Origin of the sequence: Kordiimonas gwangyangensis DSM 19435 = JCM 12864 (assembly GCF_000375545.1) — a bacterium.
Lineage (GTDB): Bacteria > Pseudomonadota > Alphaproteobacteria > Sphingomonadales > Kordiimonadaceae > Kordiimonas > Kordiimonas gwangyangensis.
Map to the genome: position 1 here is coordinate 526,472 of NZ_AQXF01000001.1, position 16,932 is coordinate 543,403.

Consider the following 16,932-nt stretch of genomic DNA (forward strand, 5'->3'; position numbering starts at 1 on the left):
TACAGAGGTGCCAAAAACAGAAAGGCGGTGAATTCACCGCCTTTTTCATAACCACGAGACCAATTGACCCTAGCGGTCCGGCTGGTCGGTCAGGTGGCCGGGCAGCCCCGCGCCAATATCAATGCCAACACAGCTGAGTTTATTGGCACCCGCGCTCACAAGCCCGCCAAGGTCGTCCGGGTGATGTTCACCCCAGGCATAGTTTCCGAACAGGTAATAGTCGTGCATGCCGCCCTTGCCGAGCATGGGCAGGCCCAGCGCCTGTGCGCCGCGCTTCGGGTCGTTATTATAAATCAGGTCCATGCTGGTGATGGTGCCGCACGGCTGGAAGGTCATGGCTTCGAACCAGTTGGACAGAAATTCCCGCACTTCCGGCACGAAATATTCAAGCATATTGAAGCCGATGGGGTTTTCCTGCTGGCGCGCACTGACGGCCGTGCCCATCACGCGGTATTCATAGCGGGCGCGGCTCACACGCTCCACCAACACCACGTTCGGCAGTGCTGCGCCAAGCGCCATCGGGTTGAACTTGTCCCGCGTCGGCACCAGCTCATCACCTGTCCGGAGGCTGTCCCAAACCTCATAGACCGCCTTGAAGATCGGATTTTCCTGAATACTCTTTTGCATATACGCGCCCCTAGGATGACAGGGGCATTCTAGTGGTGCAAATCAGATCAGGCAATGTGGAACAATCATAAAAAAAGGGCGGGACCATATTCGGTTCCGCCCGTGTCTTTCTGGTCCGGAGAGGTCCGGAAAGAGAGTGCCTAAGTCCTAGTCTTCGAGGGCCCTCAGTTCGCGCTCAAGGCGAAAGCGCTTGCTGGTCATATAGGCCTCCATGTCAGAGGTACGGCGTTCGATATCGCGGAAGCGGCGGCGCAGCTCTGCTGCGGTATAGTCCGGGCTTTTACGCGTCTGACGCCAGAACTCTTCTTCTTCGTCGTCGCGGTAGAGGCCTTCCGGCATCGGATCGAGCGCGAGGCCCAGAACAAGGTAACCGATGATGAAGAGCCAGAAACCGGTGAATACTGCGCCGACGATGGTGAGGAACCGAACCAGGCCAACTTTGACGCCGAGGTAATCTGCAATCCCGGCACAAACCCCCATGATGCGACCCTCTTGCGGGACCTTGTACAGTTTGGTTGGGCGGTTCTTAAAATTTGTCATGATGGCGGCTCCTCCAGTCTGGTACTTCGTCATCCATGATGCGTTCCATGGTGCGAAGGCGGTCTTCCAGTCGGTCAGCGGCGGTGCGCAGGTCGCTCAGCGACGCTTCATCTTCGGCGGTGATCCCCTTCATCTGTTTCCACTTCGTGATGTAGTGGAAGATGATCCAGAGCGGGGCAACGATCACCAGCATTAATATCGGTATTACTTCCATTTGGGCCTCTCCCGTTTTTTGTTCTTTTTATTTGCCTGCCGTGGCCGGCGCCGAATTACTTCGACGCCGATTTCTTTGCAGCAGGCTTGGGGGCTTCTTTGGTGGCGCTGCCGGAAGCTTTGGCTTTGAGGGCCGCGAGCTCCTGCTCGATATCGTCATCCGCTTCAAGGGCCCGGAACTGATCTTCAAGGTTCTCACCGCGACCGATGTTCATGGCCTCTGCTTCACCTTCAAGGCGGTCCAGACGGGCGTCAACCTTGTCGAAGCGGTCAAACGCGTCCTGGATGCGACCATCATAGAGGTTCTTGCGCACACGCACCTGGTTCGTAACCGATTTGTGGCGCGCCTGAATGCTGGCCTTCTTGGCGCGGGCTTCACGAAGCTTGGCGTCAAGCTTGATGACATCTTCCTCGTTGCGCGTCAGCGCTTCCTGCAGGTGCTTCAGTTCCTCAGTGAGGTGAGCTTCCATGTCGGCAACCTTGGACTTTTCAATCAGCGCACCTTTTGCAAGGTCGTCCCGGCCTTTGGAGATGGCGAGTTCCGCCTTCTTCTCCCATTCGGCCTGCGCTTTTTTCACCTTGGCGATCCGACGCTCGATATCTTTCTGGTCCGCAATCGTTTTGGCAGCCGAAGAGCGTACCTCAACAAGCGTGTCTTCCATTTCCTGGATGACCATGCGGATGATTTTTTCCGGATCTTCCGCCTTGTCGAGAATTGCGTTGATGTTCGAGTTAATGATGTCGGTCAGTCGTGAAAAAATACCCATTTTACAAGTCCTTTCTTGTGTTCCTCGCTACGTGTCCCGGGTGGCTTTCGCGGCCATTTCTTTGGGACGTCCTCCCCGATTTTGCATCGGTGCAACCTGGGCCACTTGTTTTATTATAGTTAGCCTCTTTTAAGTCGCTGACCCGGTGCCCCTCGCACGACACCGGGCCAAAGGTGACTAGTGCAGACGGCGACGACGACGCTCGATGCGGCGACCGCGGCGGCCAGTTGTATTCCGGCCTTCCGACTGGCGGATAAGGCCAAAGCTGGCGATCAGGCCATCAACTTCCTCGCTTGTCCGGTTGATGCTGGAAAGTGCCGAGCTGAGTTGCAACATCTTATTCATCGTTCTGTCCTCTAGTCTAAGTTCGCTGTCTTTTTTTGTTATGTCAGCTTGTTGTTTTGTTCATCTCTCGCTGACGACCCTATATTTGCAGCCCCCGTGCCAGTTTTTGAAAAAATTTTAAGTCATTGAAAAATATGGAAAATAAATTTCCATTCTTGAATAATGGCAATTTTCTCCAATTATAATTGCCAATAGTTGGTATTTTTCACTATATATTGGCATATGGAAATCAGGCAGGATCAAATCATTGGCTCATCAGCCGCGTTTCTGGACCTTATGGACCGGATCAGCCGAGCCGCGCCCCTTGACCGCCCGCTTCTTGTCATCGGTGAACGCGGTACCGGCAAGGAACTGATCGCAGCCCGCCTGCACTATCTGTCAAACCGCTGGAACAAGCCGTTCCAGAAGATGAACTGCGCAGCACTCGCTGAAACCCTGCTGGAAAGCGAACTGTTCGGGTACGAGCAAGGCGCCTTCACCGGTGCACGTGGTCGCCGCGCCGGGCGCTTTGAGGCAGCGGACGAAGGCAGCCTGTTCCTTGACGAGATTGGCACCATGAGCATGTCAGCGCAGGAGAAATTGCTGCGCGTGATTGAATATGGTGAGTTTGAGCGTGTGGGCGGCACTGACACCATTGAGGTGGACGTGCGTGTGATCGGCGCCACCAACATTGACTTGCCTGCAGCGGCGGAGATGGGTGAGTTCCGCCACGACCTTCTGGACAGATTGGCCTTCGACGTGCTGACCGTTCCACCCCTGCGGGCGCGGCGCGAGGACATCATGACCCTTGCCGAACATTTTGGTCGCAACATGGCTCGCGAACTTGAATGGCTAACCTTCCCAGGCTTCAGCGACCTGGCGACGGAAGCGATGATGGAGCATCACTGGCCGGGCAACGTGCGGGAGCTGAAAAACGTGGTGGAGCGCGCCATATACCGCGCATGGGACGGTGAGCAGCCGATCTGCAATATCACGTTCGACCCCTTCGACAGCCCTTTCCGACCCAAGACAAAACGCAACCGCAAGGCCGCCACGGCGGAGGCACCGACACTTCCCATGCCGGCAGCTGAGAAAAAACCGGACCTGCCCAACGGCCCGTTCGACCTGCGCGCGGAGGTGGCCGCGCAGGAAAAACGCCTTCTCGAGCATGCGCTCAAGGAAAACCGCTTCAACCAGCGCGCGGCGGCAGATTACCTGAGCCTGAGCTATGACCAGTTGCGCCATAGCCTCAAGAAACACGGCCTGCTCTAACGCGGCTTGACGCCCATGCAGCCCGGCCCCATAGTGCCGCCATGTCAGAGAACCCGTTCATTCAGAAGCGCCAACGCTCCCGCAGGAAAGCCACTTTCCTCCTGAACACGCGCAACATCATCGGCCTCGTGGTGCTGAGCCTTGTGGCTTTCGCCGCGTTCAAGCTTTGGGTCGGTAACCCAAACGATGTACTGTGCGAGGGTGAATGTGAGAGCCTCTATAGCTTGTTCACATGGGTGCTGGGCTTCTTCATCATGTTCGCAGGAGTGATTGCAGCGGGCGCCGCGCTCGGGCTCATCATCGCGTTCCTGCGCGGCCGCACCAGAAAAAGCAAAAGCGCCTTCATGCGCTTCCAGTCAGACGACGCCGCGCAGCAAGACCAGGACCCAACCGACAGACCCTGACCTGTCAACTGCCGGGAGAGGTTCCGGTATTCCCTTCGCGCTTGGCGGCATGGCCTGGCGGCGCCCATTTGGTGGACACCTTGACCGACACGCCACCCACCTGCGTCGTAAGGTCTTTTGTCAGCATTTTCTCGCCCACGACAGAACACATCACGATCACGGCCATGAAATGGTAGAATAGGTCGAATGTTGCGATGTTTACCGTAAGGCCGCCCAGCGCATACCCCACGAGCCCCAGCTGGATGGCAGCGCATAGATCCCCAATCCATCGCGTTTGCTCATAGGGTCGAAACCTTTTCGCATTTGTCCCCGCAGCATACCAGGCGGTAAACAGCATGGTGAGATAAAGAACCAGCCCAACGTAACCATGTTCCGCCAGCACCTCGAAATAGGATGAGTGCGGCGCGCGTGGAGTACGTCCCGGCGGCATGTAAAGTTCCTGCGCCCGGCGCAGATAGAAGATGTTAAAGCCGCCCCCTTCCATGGGATTGTCGTCTGCCACGTTGGAAGAGAAACGCCACATGATAACACGGCCAAGGAAGCTCGTATCCTCTGTTGCCTCACCGGTACTTTCCATGCGCGCTTTCCAGCTGTCGGGCACGAAATAATATCCAGCCACGACAAGTGGGATCATCAACACCAGCATCTTGAAACGGTATTTGGACTTCATCAGGATCATGCCTAGAACGCCTGCGAGCGCTGCAAACCCGCCACGGGACTGGGTCCCGATAACCGAAAGAATGATTGCTACGGTTGATCCAATCGCTGGCCACTTTAGAAGCCTGTGCGGCGGGTGCTGAACAAAGAAGATCGACAGCGGCACCAGCATGGCCATGGCCATGGCGAGCTGGTTGTTGTCTTCCATCATGCCGCCCGCGCCCTGAACCCGGCCGCTACCACCGGTCATAATCGTGAAGAGCCCACCCTTGATGCCGATAAACGCCAGTGACGCCATCATGACATAGATAAACGCCTTCAGCCGAATTGGTGACTTCATGACCATTACAGCCACCATCGCAAACAGCATGACCTTAAAAATATAGATCAGCTTGCCATACGAATGATTGGGTTCGAACGCCATCATCGTGGTGCAAAGTGTCCAGAACAGGTAAATCAGCATCGCTGCGATGATGGGATGTCCTGGAAGGCTCTTGTTATCTTTGCTGAGGACAAGCCCCCCGAGGGTCATTGCCGCGACAAAGTCAAGGAATGGGAATGTCGTTGCGAAGCCGTAAGACTGCTTGTGCGGGTTCATGTGTGAAATCCAGTCCCACAGCAGAACGCCGATATAGGGCTTGAAGAGGATGAATGGCATCCACATGAACAACAGCAAGGCAACGATGGCGCCGCGCATGAGCCTTTTTCCCCGATCTTAGAACATCAACCCGTGGGCACTTTGGCAGATCGCACCCATCACATGCAAGTGTATCGCTTGACAGTACTTTTTGAAACCATAGCATGGTGCCACCATTGCAGGAGGACCAACATGCGCCACTTCATCCGGCTTATTGCCGCGCTCATCATCGGTGCGCAGGCAGCCGCGGCCCAAGATAGTACGGTGTCGGGAAGCGAAAACGCAGCCGATATCGTCATTTGGGGCGGCCCCATTTATACCGCTGACGATACCATGCCCGAGGCTGAAGCCATTGCCATCAAGGGCGGAAAATTTGTTTACGTCGGCTCGCGCGCGGGCGCTGAAGCGCTTGTGGGCAACGCCACCACCGTCATGTCACTTGACGGTGCTGCGCTGTTCCCGGGCTTCACCGACAGCCACGCCCATATGGCAGGCATTGGCGAACGTGAGCTGACCCTCAACCTTGAGGGCACACCGTCGATCGCCGCACTCAAGGAAACGCTTGTAGCATGGGCTGCTGACCATGAAGGCGCGCCGATCATCATTGGCCGCGGCTGGATTGAAACCCACTGGCCCGAGAAACGTTTCCCCACACGGTGGGACATTGATGCCGTGCTGAAGGACGTGCCGGTCATCCTGACCCGCGCGGACGGCCACGCTGTTGTTGCCAACTCCAAAGCGCTTGAGCTTGCCGGTGTTGACGGCACGACCGAGCCACCTTTTGGCGGTGATATCCTCAAAAACGCGCTGGGCGAACCCACCGGCATGCTGATTGACGCAGCCATGAGCCTCGTGCGCGGGCTCGAGCCAGAGCCAACTGATGCTGACCTCAACCAGCAACTGACAGTCGCGAGTGAGGTTTACGCGCGCTACGGCTGGTCCGGCATGCACAATATGTCCGTGCCGTGGACGCACGTTGAAGCGCTTGAAATGCTGACAGGCACAGGCGACGTGAAAATCCGTGTCTATAATTCCATTGAGCCCAGTGACGCCGACCAGCTGTTCATTGGCGGTAAGCGCATGAGCACGGATGGGCATATTATCACCCGCGCGATCAAACTATATATGGACGGCGCACTCGGGAGCCGCGGCGCGGCACTTCTGGAGCCTTATGCCGATGCGGCAACCTCCGGGCTTCTGCTGACCACCAAGGAAGACACCATGCCAATCCTGAGGAAGGCAATGTCCCTTGGTATTCAGGTGAACACACACGCCATTGGCGACCGGGGCAACCGCCTGCTGCTCGACTGGTACGAGGAGGTCATGCAGGAAGTGCCAACCATCGAACGCGCAGTCGCCAACCCGCGTTGGCGCGACGAACACACCCAGATCGTGAGCCCAGAAGATATCCCGCGCTACAAGGCGCTCGGTGTTATCCCGTCCATGCAGCCAAGCCACGCCATCGGCGACCTGCACTTCGCGCCGGCGCGCCTCGGTGAGGAACGCCTTGTGGGCGCATACGCGTGGCAAAGTTTCATCAACAGCGGTGTGATCGTGGCGGGTGGCTCAGATGCGCCTGTTGAGCGCGGTGACCCGCTGATTGAATATTATGCTGCCATCTACCGGCATGACCTTGCGGGCTTCCAGGGCGAAAACTGGCACGCGGAAGAAGCGGTCAGCCGCGCCGATGCACTCAAGATGTTCACTCTCTGGCCCGCCATGGCGTCTTTCCAGGAAGATGAAATCGGCTCCATCACCGTTGGCAAGAAAGCGGACCTGACCGCTTTCTCCGTCAACCTGATGACCGCTGAGCCTTCGGCCATTCCAAAGGGTGAAGCCGTTATGACCATGGTGGACGGCGAGGTGATTTACCTCAAGGACTGATGCACAGATCGTGCACACCTATTGCACACATGAAAAAGGCCCGGATGCTTGCGCGTCCGGGCCTTGTTTTTTGGAGGTTTAAGAAGCCAGCCCGTCTTCGAGGGCTTTTTCCATCTTGGCGAAGCTTTCCCGCACGCCCGGGCCCGGCGGTGCGGTCAGCAGGCTGACAATGATCGTGGTCAGCGTGGAGACAATCACACCCGGGATGATCTCATAAAGCACCGCACTTGAATGCGCGCCGCCAATGGTGATGGGGCCATAAATCCACAGGAGCACCGTCACGGCACCCGCGATCATGCCCGCAATCGCACCCTTGGCGTTCATGCGTTTCCAGAACAGGCTCATGACCACAAGGGGACCGAAGGCGGCACCAAAACCAGCCCACGCATTACTGACGAGCGACAGCACGCTTGATGACCGGTCATAGGCAAAGCCAATGGCCACAAGCGCCACCGCCACCACCGACAGGCGGCCAATCAGCACCAGTTCCTTCTGGCTTGCCGAACGGCGCACAAAAAGCTTGTAAAAATCTTCGGTCAGCGAGCTTGAAGACACCAGAAGCTGGCTTGAGATCGTGCTCATGATAGCCGCCAGGATTGCCGCCAGCAGGAAACCGCCAATAAGCGGATGGAACAGAAGCTGCGACAGCACGATGAAAATCGTCTCCGGGTCCTCAAGCGACAGGCCGTTTTTGGTCATGTAGGCGAGGCCAATGAAACCGGTTGACAAGGCACCAATGACGGACACGAACATCCAGCTCATGCCAATGCGGCGCGCGGTTTTTACATCCCCCACCGAACGGATGGCCATGAAGCGTACAATCACGTGCGGCTGACCAAAGTACCCGAGGCCCCACGACATGGCGGAGATGATACCCACAATGGTGATGCCGCTTGTGATACTGGTCAGCGTGGGGTCAATACCGCGCGCAACAGACATCAGCTCACTGGTGCTGGAGAAATCGAAGAAAGCCACGATGGGCACCATGATAAGTGCCACGAACATGATACAGCCCTGCACAAAGTCGGTCATACTGACGGCAAGAAAACCACCAAACAGTGTGTAGGTCACGACCACACCCGCGGTGATATAAAGCCCAAGCTCATAGGAAAGGCCGAAGGAGCTTTCGAACAGCTTACCGCCAGCAACCACACCGGACGACGTGTAGAGCGTGAAGAAGATGATGATCACCACTGAAGGGATAACCCTGAGCAAGCGGGAGCCGTCCTCGAACCGGTTCTCGAAGAACTCAGGCAAGGTGATGGCGTCCTTGGCGACCTCCGTATAAACACGGAGGCGCGGGGCCACGAGGATATAGTTGGCGAATGCACCCAGAAACAGTCCAAGCCCCAGCCACATATTGGAAAAACCGGAAATGAACACGGCTCCCGGCAGCCCCATCAGCAGCCATCCGCTCATGTCCGACGCACCGGCGGAGAGTGCGGTAAGCCCCGGGCTTAGTTTCCGCCCGCCCAGCATATAGCCGGACACATCATCCGTTGAGGTGCGGTAGGCATACAGTCCGATCCCGAGCATGGCGATAAAATATAACGCCAGTGAGACCAGTGTACCGATTTCCATGTCTTTCTCCTGTTATTCGCTCAAACGGCGCAAACTTAAGGCCGCATCCCTGCGGCCCGACGAGTGCGCGATTGCCCAAATGATTAAGGCCCCTGCAATGCAGAGGCCTTAAATGTCAACGTGTTAGCTGGCCACCTTATGCCACAAGTGCCATTTTTTGTCAAACAAGCCTCGGAGAGCGGCCTGGGTTCAGCAACAAGCATTTTATGGCAAAACGGGCATGGCGTCCCCCGCCGTTGGACAGGAGGCGCCAGAGCCGGCAAGCTATGTAGTGTGTTAGTTCGGCATGATCACTTGGTCGATCACGTGGATAACGCCGTTGGAGGTAGCGATATCCGCCTTGATGACCTTTGCATCATCTACCATGACGCCGCCATGAGTTGCATCGATGCTTACGTCGCTGCCCTGAACGGTTTTGGCACCGAGCTTCTTGCCTGCGAGATCAGCAGACATCACCTTGCCTGGCACCACATGATAGGTAAGGATAGCGACCAACTTGTCTTTGTTTTCGGGCTTCAGGAGCATATCCACGGTGCCGGCAGGAAGTTTGGCAAATGCGTCATCCGTTGGCGCAAATACAGTGAACGGGCCATCGCTTTTGAGCGTTTCGACAAGCCCGGCTGCCTTCACCGCCGCCACAAGTGTTTCAAAGCTGCCCGCGCTTACCGCCGTATCAACGATGTCGGCTTTCATTTTGCCGTGATGGTCAGCACTTGCCACACCGGGCAGTATGAAGCCCATAACAAGCGCGCAGGCCAGGGTCAGAAGTTTCTTTGTCATGTCTCTCTCCGTAAGTGAACTGTGATGCATTCGCTACGGCGAGCAAACGATCACAGATCACATCACGCTTACGTGAGAGCAGGCAAGATATTGTAATATTTCAGGAATTTATAAACCTAAAACGCAACACTGATACCACCCACAACACCGGCGGCACCAATGCCGCCCTTGTTGGTATCAACGTAGCTAAGCCGCACCGAGCCAAAACCAAGGTCATAGGACGCGCCCAAGGACCAGTCCCATTTACCGTCACCAAACGCGCCATCCTCATAGGCAAGTGAAGCGAATGCACCCAGTTTTTCACTGACCGGATAATTTACGGAGGAAAAGATATAGGTATTGTCGCGGTTGCCACTGTTCGCTTGCGACGGTACGTAGGCGAGCCCGAGGGATACATCGAATGTATCCACCGCATAGGTAAACACTGCGTTCAGTTCGCCATAGTCAAGGTCACCACCACCGGCATAGAGATAGGCCGTGCCGCCCACGCTGAAACTCAAGGTTTCTGAGAGCTCGAACCCATAGCCTGCAACGATATCAATCTCGGCATCGGCCCCGACAACAGAGTTGGCTACGCTGGAGCCCCAGGCGCCTACGCTGAAATTTCCCATGGAAGCATTGATGCTACCCTGCAAGGCCGGGTCCTTGTCCGACAGGGACAGACCCCGGAACCGGTATTCCGATACGACCGATACATCGCCGGACAACTCGATACCGTCGGCTAGGGTGGCAGGTGTTATAACAGCAAGCGCGACACAGGCGCCAAAGACGGGGGTGAAACGCACAAGCATTCTCCTCTACTCATGTCTGACCCCCGAAATTGAACGAATTTGTTTAGGCGCGCATGGTTCCGACGAACTTCTGCACCTGATCCTCGAGCGAGTTGGCAAGCGACAACAGCTCCGTTGCCGCTTCGTCCACCGAGCTCATGGTCATGGCGTTTGCACGGGCCGCGAGGCCCACGGAATCGATGCTATCCACCACTTTCACGGTGATCTCGGCGGCCGTTGCGGCAGCCCGGCCAATTTCATTCGTGGCCGCAGCTTGCTGGTGCACAGCGGCGGAAATGCTGCCTGAAATCTCATCCATCTGGCGGATGCGTTCTGTCACGCCGCGAACGGATTCGATAGCCGCTTTGGTGGCAGACTGCATGCCTTCGATCTGGCTTTCGATTTCCTGCGTTGCTTTCCCGGTCTGGTTCGCGAGGCTTTTCACCTCGGACGCCACGACCGCAAAACCTTTACCCGCATCACCCGCACGCGCCGCCTCAATGGTCGCGTTTAGCGCCAGCAGGTTGGTCTGTTCAGCGATGTCGTTGATAAGTTTCACGACCGCACCCACGTTCTGGGCAACATTGCCAAGCGCATCCACCTGCGCCACCGCACTCGACGCCGCCTCGTGCGCTGTGCGGCTGGTATCGGACGCGTCCTGCACCCGTGCGCTGATCTCATTAATGGAAGCCGTCATTTCCTCGGCACCCGCGGCAACAGTTTGCACGCTTTCGCCCGCCTTTTGTGATTCGGCACCGCTTTCCTCGGACCGCTGGGCTGTATCGTTGGCGGACTGGCCCACCATATTCGCTGATTGCTGCAGAATGTTCGCCTTTTCCATCACCTGCATCAGAATGCCGGAGACCTTGCTCTCAAACTCTGCCGCCATATCCATACGCAGTTGGCGTTGCCGTTCTGCCGCCTCGCGCTCCTGCTCCTGCTGCAGGCGTTCACGTTCCTGCTGTCGCTCGGCGCGGGCTTGTATTTCGCGCTGCTCGGCCTCAAGCCGTTCAAGTTCCGCTTGTTTGGCTTTGTCGCGGAGCGCATTGGCTTCAAGCACGCTGTCCCGGAACAGGCTGATGGCACGGGCAAGCGCGCCGATTTCATCCCGTTTGTCATCATAAGGGATTTCGGTTTCCAGTTTGCCGTCAGCAAGCGCTTCAGCGGTCTCTGCAATTTGGCCCACGGGTGCGGCCAGCCGCCAGCCAATGACAAAACCAAGGCCGCCAAGAATAAGGATTACAACGGCTGATGTGCCAATGAGTTGCCAAACTTGGGCATTGATGGGCTCCGCCACCTCGGCATAATCAATCTCCGCCAGAAGTGCCCACTTCACCCCACCAAACTCAAATGGCTGGTAGGCAGACAGCACACGTTCCCCGCGGTAATCCACCACTTGCATGAAGCCGCTATTGCCTTTGAGTGCCTGTGTAACCGAATCATTATCAACCTTGGTTTTCAGGATGGTGCTTTCCTTGGAAAAACGGCTGTCGGTGCGCATCAGCTTGTCCTGGCCAACAACATAGCTTTCGCCTGTGCGGCCCATGCCGGTGGCTTCCTGCATGGTCGCATTGATGCGGTCGATCGGCATCTGGTACACAAGCACACCACGCTGGCGGCCATCGCTGCTGAAAATAGGTGTGGAAATAAAGCTCGCAGGCGCGCCATAACTTGGTTCATAGGGCGCGAAATCGACAAAATAATATTTGCCCTCAATACCGTCCCGGCCGGCCTTGAAAGCGGTCGCAAGGCCACTGTTTTTCCACTGCCCGGTCAGGAGGTTGGTGGCATAGTCCAACTCCTTGAATACGGTGTAGACAAGGTCACCGTTCATATCGAAAAGGAACACGTCATAATATTCGTGTACTTGCTGCAATTCGTGGAACCAGGGGTGATATTGCGCATGTGCGGCGCTATAGCTGCTGCCGTCACCCGCGTCATCAAGCTTGTCTTTCTCGCCCGTCGGATTCGGGTTCGCGGTGATATAGAGATTTTGCAGGGTGGCTGTCTGATCCGTGCCCAGTTCAGCCCATGCCGCTTTGAAAGCAGCCAGCGCCTCAGCCGTGTTCGGGTTTCCAGCGACGATGATGATATCTTCTGCAATTGCATCCAGATACTGATGCAGCTCAACGCCTTTCGATGAACGGGCAACGGCAAGCTTCGCCTCAGCTTCATCCAGCAAAACCGTACGGAACTGCATAACGCCGACGGTTACGAGCGCTGATGCTAGCAAAAGAAGAAAGGAAACAACTGTCACTGGAATCTTGTATTTGATTTTCATCACACACCCGGCTGAAATCCGTTGCCCCCGCAATCGTTTGCGGAACGTAGCGTGAAAACAGTAAACTTTTGGTTATCGGGCACGCACGGCAGAAATTTATGTACCCATTTCAGCCCTATTTTCGTGCGATCGTCTGGATATATGACCAGAAAACCGGAAGGATACGTCTATGTTTTCGCTGAAAGCCCCTGCCGTTACCTTTGTTCTGATGAGCCTTGTTCCCATTGCGCCGCAAGCTGTAGCCGATGATCAGGAAGTGGGTGCCACCCTGCATGAAAAAAGCGATGTGGCGATCGCGAACGTGCCGGCTGAAGCCATGGCTGTCGCCCGCGAGAAGCGCCCTGCGCTTACGTTCACCAAAGCCGAGAGAGAAATGCGTGGTGGGCATGAGTATATCGACCTTGAAGGTCATGATGACACCGGCAATGTGATTGAGCTGGACCTTATGCACGGCGAAACCGGCTGGGTCGTTGTGGAAATCCAGCGTGACGTGATGTGGGAAGTGGTACCCACCCTCGTGCAGGAAGAGCTGATGCAGAATGTGCCCGGCATAAAGCCTGACCGCATTATCGAAAGCGACCAGGACAACGGCACCATCGTCTATGAGTTTTTTGTGCGCGATAACGCTGGCAAGGAAAGCAAATACGAGGTTTCACTGACCGGTGAGGAAGCCATGTTCCTCAAGGAAGAGTGGAAACACTAAAGGCAAAGCCTGCGGTATAGCTCGGAATCCATCCGGGCATAGCTATGCAGCCGTTCAACTGTCTCATCCCGCGGTTTCATGTCCAGAAGGACCTGGAACCGGGAGGCGCTGGGTTCAATCTCGGCGTTCACATTCACCCGGCGCTTCACAAAATCGATCCGCTGCCCGAGGAGAGTGCTGAGCCGCTCGGAAAAACCAGCCATGTCCTCGACCCGGCCGACCAGATCAAGCTGCTCGGCATTCGACAGCGCCTGTTTCAAAATGGCTTCGTCACCCGCCGCGTCGGTACCGTATTTGGCGCGAAGTTTGTTGCGGGCACCATAGCGGCGGCCGGCCAGGAAATGAGTGTAGAAATTATCATAGAGGCCATCGATGAAATTGCGGCCTTCGATATCTTTCTTGCAGAAATAATCATCAATGCTGAGGTTTTTAGCCATCCATTGGCCGCGGAGTTCCGGCAACTCCAGTTCTTCTGCGGTATGCCTCTCAGCCTCACGCCGCATGAACAGATAGAAAGACGCGATACGCTCGAGCGGTTCACGCAGGATGGTGAAGACCACCTTGGGCGACGGCACAAAATCAAGCCGGTCCCAATTCAGATGGCCGGTGAATATCTGATAGTCCAGAAGGCTCTCCGGTGGATGCTCATTAAAATGGTCGTTCACCAACACCGGCGCGAGCGCATCCTGCCCGAAAGTTTTGCCAAGCGTACGCCGTACCGACTGGCCCGCCGTTTTGGGAATATGCAAGAATACAATTCGTGGGGTCATACTCAGTGGCCTGACTATTATTCCGGCCACCGGGCCGTTTCGCGCCGCACCCTAGCCTCTCACCCCCACAGGGGCAAGCCCTGAGACAATTTGCCAGCCCCGGCGACATGAGGCGAAATTCATCGAGGGAAACAGATACGATTCTTATTCCTCCGGGTAAGCCCAACCCCGCCCACCTAGGTTCAGGTCGGCTTCCTGCTTAGAAGGGTAATACTGCCTCTTGCCCGCGAGTTGAAAGAATAATGTACCGTGAATGCCTTGCACCGTTGATTTGGGGCAAGGGCGTTCCCAAAGGCCTCTGAGAGTAGCAGTTGCAACCTCGTCTCCAAGCCTTTCAATAACATCTTCAACAAACTCTATATTCTGCCCCTTCTCGGGAAACAGAATTAGAAACTGCTCATCTGAGATCGAAAAAATATCATAAGCGCAATTATCAGCGCCATCTATGACTTGAACATTCTTCATTAGCCAACACCTAGCGCTTTGCCGCCCGGCCCGTAAGCCGGGGGCTATGCTTTTCTCACTCTCAGCTTTCGCTGTCCGTTTCACCCTCGGAAGCATCCGCTTCCTTGTCATGCTCCGGATCGTATTTCTCGAACCAGGCGAGGATGTTGCCGATTTTCTGGATAAGGTTGCTCGGCTTCGAGGCGATACCGTGGCCGGATGCCGGGATGCGCACCATCACGCTATCCACACCCTGCAGTTTGAGGGCCTGATAATATTGCTCCGTCTCCGACATCGGGGTGCGGTAATCCACTTCACCCGTGAGCAGCATGGTTGGCGTTTTCACGTTGCCCACAAGGGAAAGCGGCGAGCGTTTCCAGTAATGCTCCATCGCGTTCCACGGCATGTCCGGGAACCAGTATTTGGTGAAGAAGGGGCTGAAATCGGCCGTCAGCACGAAGCTTGCCCAGTTGATCACCGGCTTGGCGACAACTGCCGCGCGGAACCGGTCGGTCTTGCCAACAATCCATGCCGTGAGCACACCACCACCCGAGCCGCCGGTGACATAAAGCTCATCCGTCGCCACATTGCCGCGCGCGATGACAGCGTCAACCGCGTTCATCAGGTCGTCATAGTCATTGGACGGGTAGTTATGGTGAATGGTGTTGGCGAACTCATTACCATACGACGTGCTGCCGCGCGGGTTGCCGTAGACCACCATATAGCCCTTGGCCGCATACATCTGGATCTCAGCCGAGAACTGCGGACCATACGCCGTGTGCGGGCCACCGTGGATCTCGAGGATCAGCGGGTATTTTTTGCTCGCATCAAAATCAGCGGGCTTGACGAGCCAGAACTGAAGCGGACGGTTATCAACGCTTGAGTTGATGCGGATTTCCTCCACGCTGGCCATTTTCTTGTGGCCAAGGATATCGCTGTTTAGGTCCGTGATCGGCGTGACCTTGCCGATACGGTTGACGACCGCGAGGTCCGCCGGGCGGTCAGGGCGCGACAGGGTGAAAATGAGGTTGCCATCTTTCGATACACGGAAATCGCCCGAGGTGTAAGGCCGCCCAAGCGTGGTGCCACCAACCTGGTCTGTCAGGATACGGCCACTGCCGGAAAGGCTGACGTAAGCAACCAGCGTTTTACCCTCATTATCGTAGGAATAATAAAGGCCTTTGCCGTCCGGCGCCCACTGGAAGCCATTCACACTACGGTCAAGGTCAGCCGTCAGGTCCTTCTTGTTGGAGCCGTCAGCGTCCATCACACTGAGGACTGCGATCTGGTTGGACATTTTGGTATCGGTATAACCCACATAGGCGATTTTCTTGCCGTCAGGTGACACTTCCGGGCCGCCGTCCGGGCCGTCGCGGTCTGTGAGCGCGGTATAGGTCCCTGCTTCCACATCAACGCGGTACACTTCGCTGTCGAGCGGGTTCAGTTCCCAATCGTCGTTGCGGTTGGCGGAGAGGATCAGGCCTTTGCCGTCCTCGGTCCAGCTGATGGGGCCGCTGTGGCTAAAGTCGCCCGATGTAATCTGGCGCGGCGTGCCGCCGTCAGCCGGCACCACAAACACATGGGTGAAACCATGCGGCAGGTAACCGGCACCGTCTGCGCGGTAGGTTACGCGGTCAATCACCTTGGCGGGGCCAGCCCATTCAGCACCTTTCGGCTTGGCCGGCAGGTTGAAAAGCGGCTTGGCGCTTGCGGGGACAAACATGGTGAAAGCGATAGTCTTGCCGTCCGGCGACCATGAAAGCGCGCTCGGGCCGTACTGCAGGTCCGTCACACGCGCGGTCTCACCACTGTCGAGCCAGCGTACATAAATCTGCGACTTGCCGTCCACCGCCGAGACATAGGCCATGCGATCACCTTGCGGTGAGAAGCGCGGCATGCGGTAGCTGTCCTTGCCCGAAAGCACAGGCCGGTGCCCGCTGCCATCAAGGCCGACCTGCCAGATGTTGGTGCGTGTGCTGTCGGTCATGATGTCCATGGACCGGCGCTCATAGACGACAGATTTGCCGTCCGGCGTCAGCCGTGCACCCGTGGCATATTCCAGATTGAAGATATCTTCATAATCGAAGGTTTTTAAAGCCCCCTCGTCAGCGACAGCCTGCACACTGATGGCTGCAGCAAGCGCCGTGAAGCCCAAAGCTTTCAACTTCATGAGATTTTCCCTTTATTGATCTTGTCCACCCCACTGTGGCGGAGGGAGCCTAGCACTGAGGTGGGCGTGTGCAAAGTAACAGTTAAAATGTCGCGCCCGCATCTGCGA

General features: G+C 56.4%; 17 protein-coding genes. 4 read left to right on the plus strand and 13 right to left on the minus strand.

Features of this window, described 5'->3' with window-relative positions; genetic code table 11:
• Positions 1–69 precede the first annotated feature (69 nt).
• The 5 genes from B150_RS0102520 to B150_RS23160 form a co-directional block, all read right to left on the minus strand.
• Positions 70–627 (minus strand): PAS domain-containing protein, encoded by a 558-nt coding sequence (locus tag B150_RS0102520; protein ID WP_020398307.1) that lies wholly within the window; start codon positions 625–627, stop codon positions 70–72.
• A 147-nt stretch (positions 628–774) separates the two neighbouring features.
• Entirely contained in the window at positions 775–1,167 is a 393-nt protein-coding gene (pspC, locus tag B150_RS0102525; protein ID WP_020398308.1) for an envelope stress response membrane protein PspC, read from the minus strand.
• The gene (gene pspB, locus B150_RS0102530) at positions 1,154–1,381 is read right to left on the minus strand and encodes an envelope stress response membrane protein PspB (RefSeq protein ID WP_025896933.1); all 228 of its coding nucleotides are present in this window, start codon (positions 1,379–1,381) and stop codon (positions 1,154–1,156) included. The genes pspC and pspB overlap by 14 nt, the downstream gene beginning before the upstream one ends.
• Before the next feature lie 55 nt (positions 1,382–1,436).
• Positions 1,437–2,147: a phage shock protein PspA gene (gene pspA / locus B150_RS0102535; protein ID WP_020398310.1), complete on the minus strand. Its 711-nt coding sequence runs from the start codon at positions 2,145–2,147 to the stop codon at positions 1,437–1,439.
• A 177-nt stretch (positions 2,148–2,324) separates the two neighbouring features.
• Positions 2,325–2,492 carry a hypothetical protein gene (locus tag B150_RS23160; protein ID WP_020398311.1) on the minus strand — a complete coding sequence of 56 codons (168 nt, stop codon included), beginning with the start codon at positions 2,490–2,492 and terminating at the stop codon, positions 2,325–2,327.
• Between the two features lie 222 nt (positions 2,493–2,714).
• On the opposite strand from B150_RS23160, the gene pspF reads away from it, so the two are divergent.
• A complete protein-coding gene (gene pspF, locus B150_RS0102545; protein WP_020398312.1) occupies positions 2,715–3,743 on the plus strand; it encodes a phage shock protein operon transcriptional activator in 1,029 nt (342 codons plus the stop codon).
• 41 nt (positions 3,744–3,784) lie between these two features.
• On the plus strand, positions 3,785–4,147 hold the full coding sequence (locus B150_RS0102550) for a hypothetical protein (RefSeq protein ID WP_020398313.1): 363 nt from the start codon (positions 3,785–3,787) through the stop codon (positions 4,145–4,147).
• 4 nt (positions 4,148–4,151) lie between these two features.
• On the opposite strand, the gene B150_RS0102555 is transcribed toward B150_RS0102550, so the two are convergent.
• Positions 4,152–5,501: a putative O-glycosylation ligase, exosortase A system-associated gene (locus B150_RS0102555; RefSeq protein WP_020398314.1), complete on the minus strand. Its 1,350-nt coding sequence runs from the start codon at positions 5,499–5,501 to the stop codon at positions 4,152–4,154.
• A 132-nt stretch (positions 5,502–5,633) separates the two neighbouring features.
• Here B150_RS0102555 and B150_RS0102560 point away from each other — a divergent pair, with 132 nt between their 5' ends.
• A complete protein-coding gene (locus B150_RS0102560; protein WP_020398315.1) occupies positions 5,634–7,325 on the plus strand; it encodes an amidohydrolase in 1,692 nt (563 codons plus the stop codon).
• A 78-nt stretch (positions 7,326–7,403) separates the two neighbouring features.
• Here B150_RS0102560 and putP read toward each other — a convergent pair whose 3' ends face one another.
• The 4 genes from putP to B150_RS0102580 all read right to left on the minus strand — a co-directional run bounded on the left by putP (position 7,404) and on the right by B150_RS0102580 (position 12,737).
• Positions 7,404–8,906: a sodium/proline symporter PutP gene (putP, locus tag B150_RS0102565; protein WP_020398316.1), complete on the minus strand. Its 1,503-nt coding sequence runs from the start codon at positions 8,904–8,906 to the stop codon at positions 7,404–7,406.
• A gap of 276 nt (positions 8,907–9,182) precedes the next feature.
• The gene (locus B150_RS0102570) at positions 9,183–9,686 is read right to left on the minus strand and encodes a fasciclin domain-containing protein (protein WP_020398317.1); all 504 of its coding nucleotides are present in this window, start codon (positions 9,684–9,686) and stop codon (positions 9,183–9,185) included.
• Between the two features lie 116 nt (positions 9,687–9,802).
• Complete coding sequence (locus tag B150_RS19450) at positions 9,803–10,471, minus strand: TorF family putative porin (RefSeq protein ID WP_162139641.1); 669 nt, start codon at positions 10,469–10,471, stop codon at positions 9,803–9,805.
• Between the two features lie 49 nt (positions 10,472–10,520).
• Complete coding sequence (locus B150_RS0102580) at positions 10,521–12,737, minus strand: methyl-accepting chemotaxis protein (protein ID WP_020398319.1); 2,217 nt, start codon at positions 12,735–12,737, stop codon at positions 10,521–10,523.
• 169 nt (positions 12,738–12,906) lie between these two features.
• Between B150_RS0102580 and B150_RS0102585 the strand changes: the two genes are divergently transcribed.
• Positions 12,907–13,440: a hypothetical protein gene (locus tag B150_RS0102585; RefSeq protein ID WP_020398320.1), complete on the plus strand. Its 534-nt coding sequence runs from the start codon at positions 12,907–12,909 to the stop codon at positions 13,438–13,440.
• On the opposite strand, the gene B150_RS0102590 is transcribed toward B150_RS0102585, so the two are convergent.
• From B150_RS0102590 to B150_RS0102600, 3 genes are all read right to left on the minus strand, one after another.
• The gene (locus tag B150_RS0102590; protein ID WP_020398321.1) at positions 13,437–14,210 is read right to left on the minus strand and encodes a sulfotransferase family 2 domain-containing protein; all 774 of its coding nucleotides are present in this window, start codon (positions 14,208–14,210) and stop codon (positions 13,437–13,439) included. The two genes, B150_RS0102585 and B150_RS0102590, sit on opposite strands and share 4 nt — an antisense overlap.
• 144 nt (positions 14,211–14,354) lie before the next feature.
• A complete protein-coding gene (locus B150_RS0102595; RefSeq protein ID WP_025896926.1) occupies positions 14,355–14,675 on the minus strand; it encodes a hypothetical protein in 321 nt (106 codons plus the stop codon).
• A 61-nt stretch (positions 14,676–14,736) separates the two neighbouring features.
• Positions 14,737–16,824 carry a S9 family peptidase gene (locus B150_RS0102600; protein WP_020398323.1) on the minus strand — a complete coding sequence of 696 codons (2,088 nt, stop codon included), beginning with the start codon at positions 16,822–16,824 and terminating at the stop codon, positions 14,737–14,739.
• Positions 16,825–16,932 lie beyond the last annotated feature (108 nt).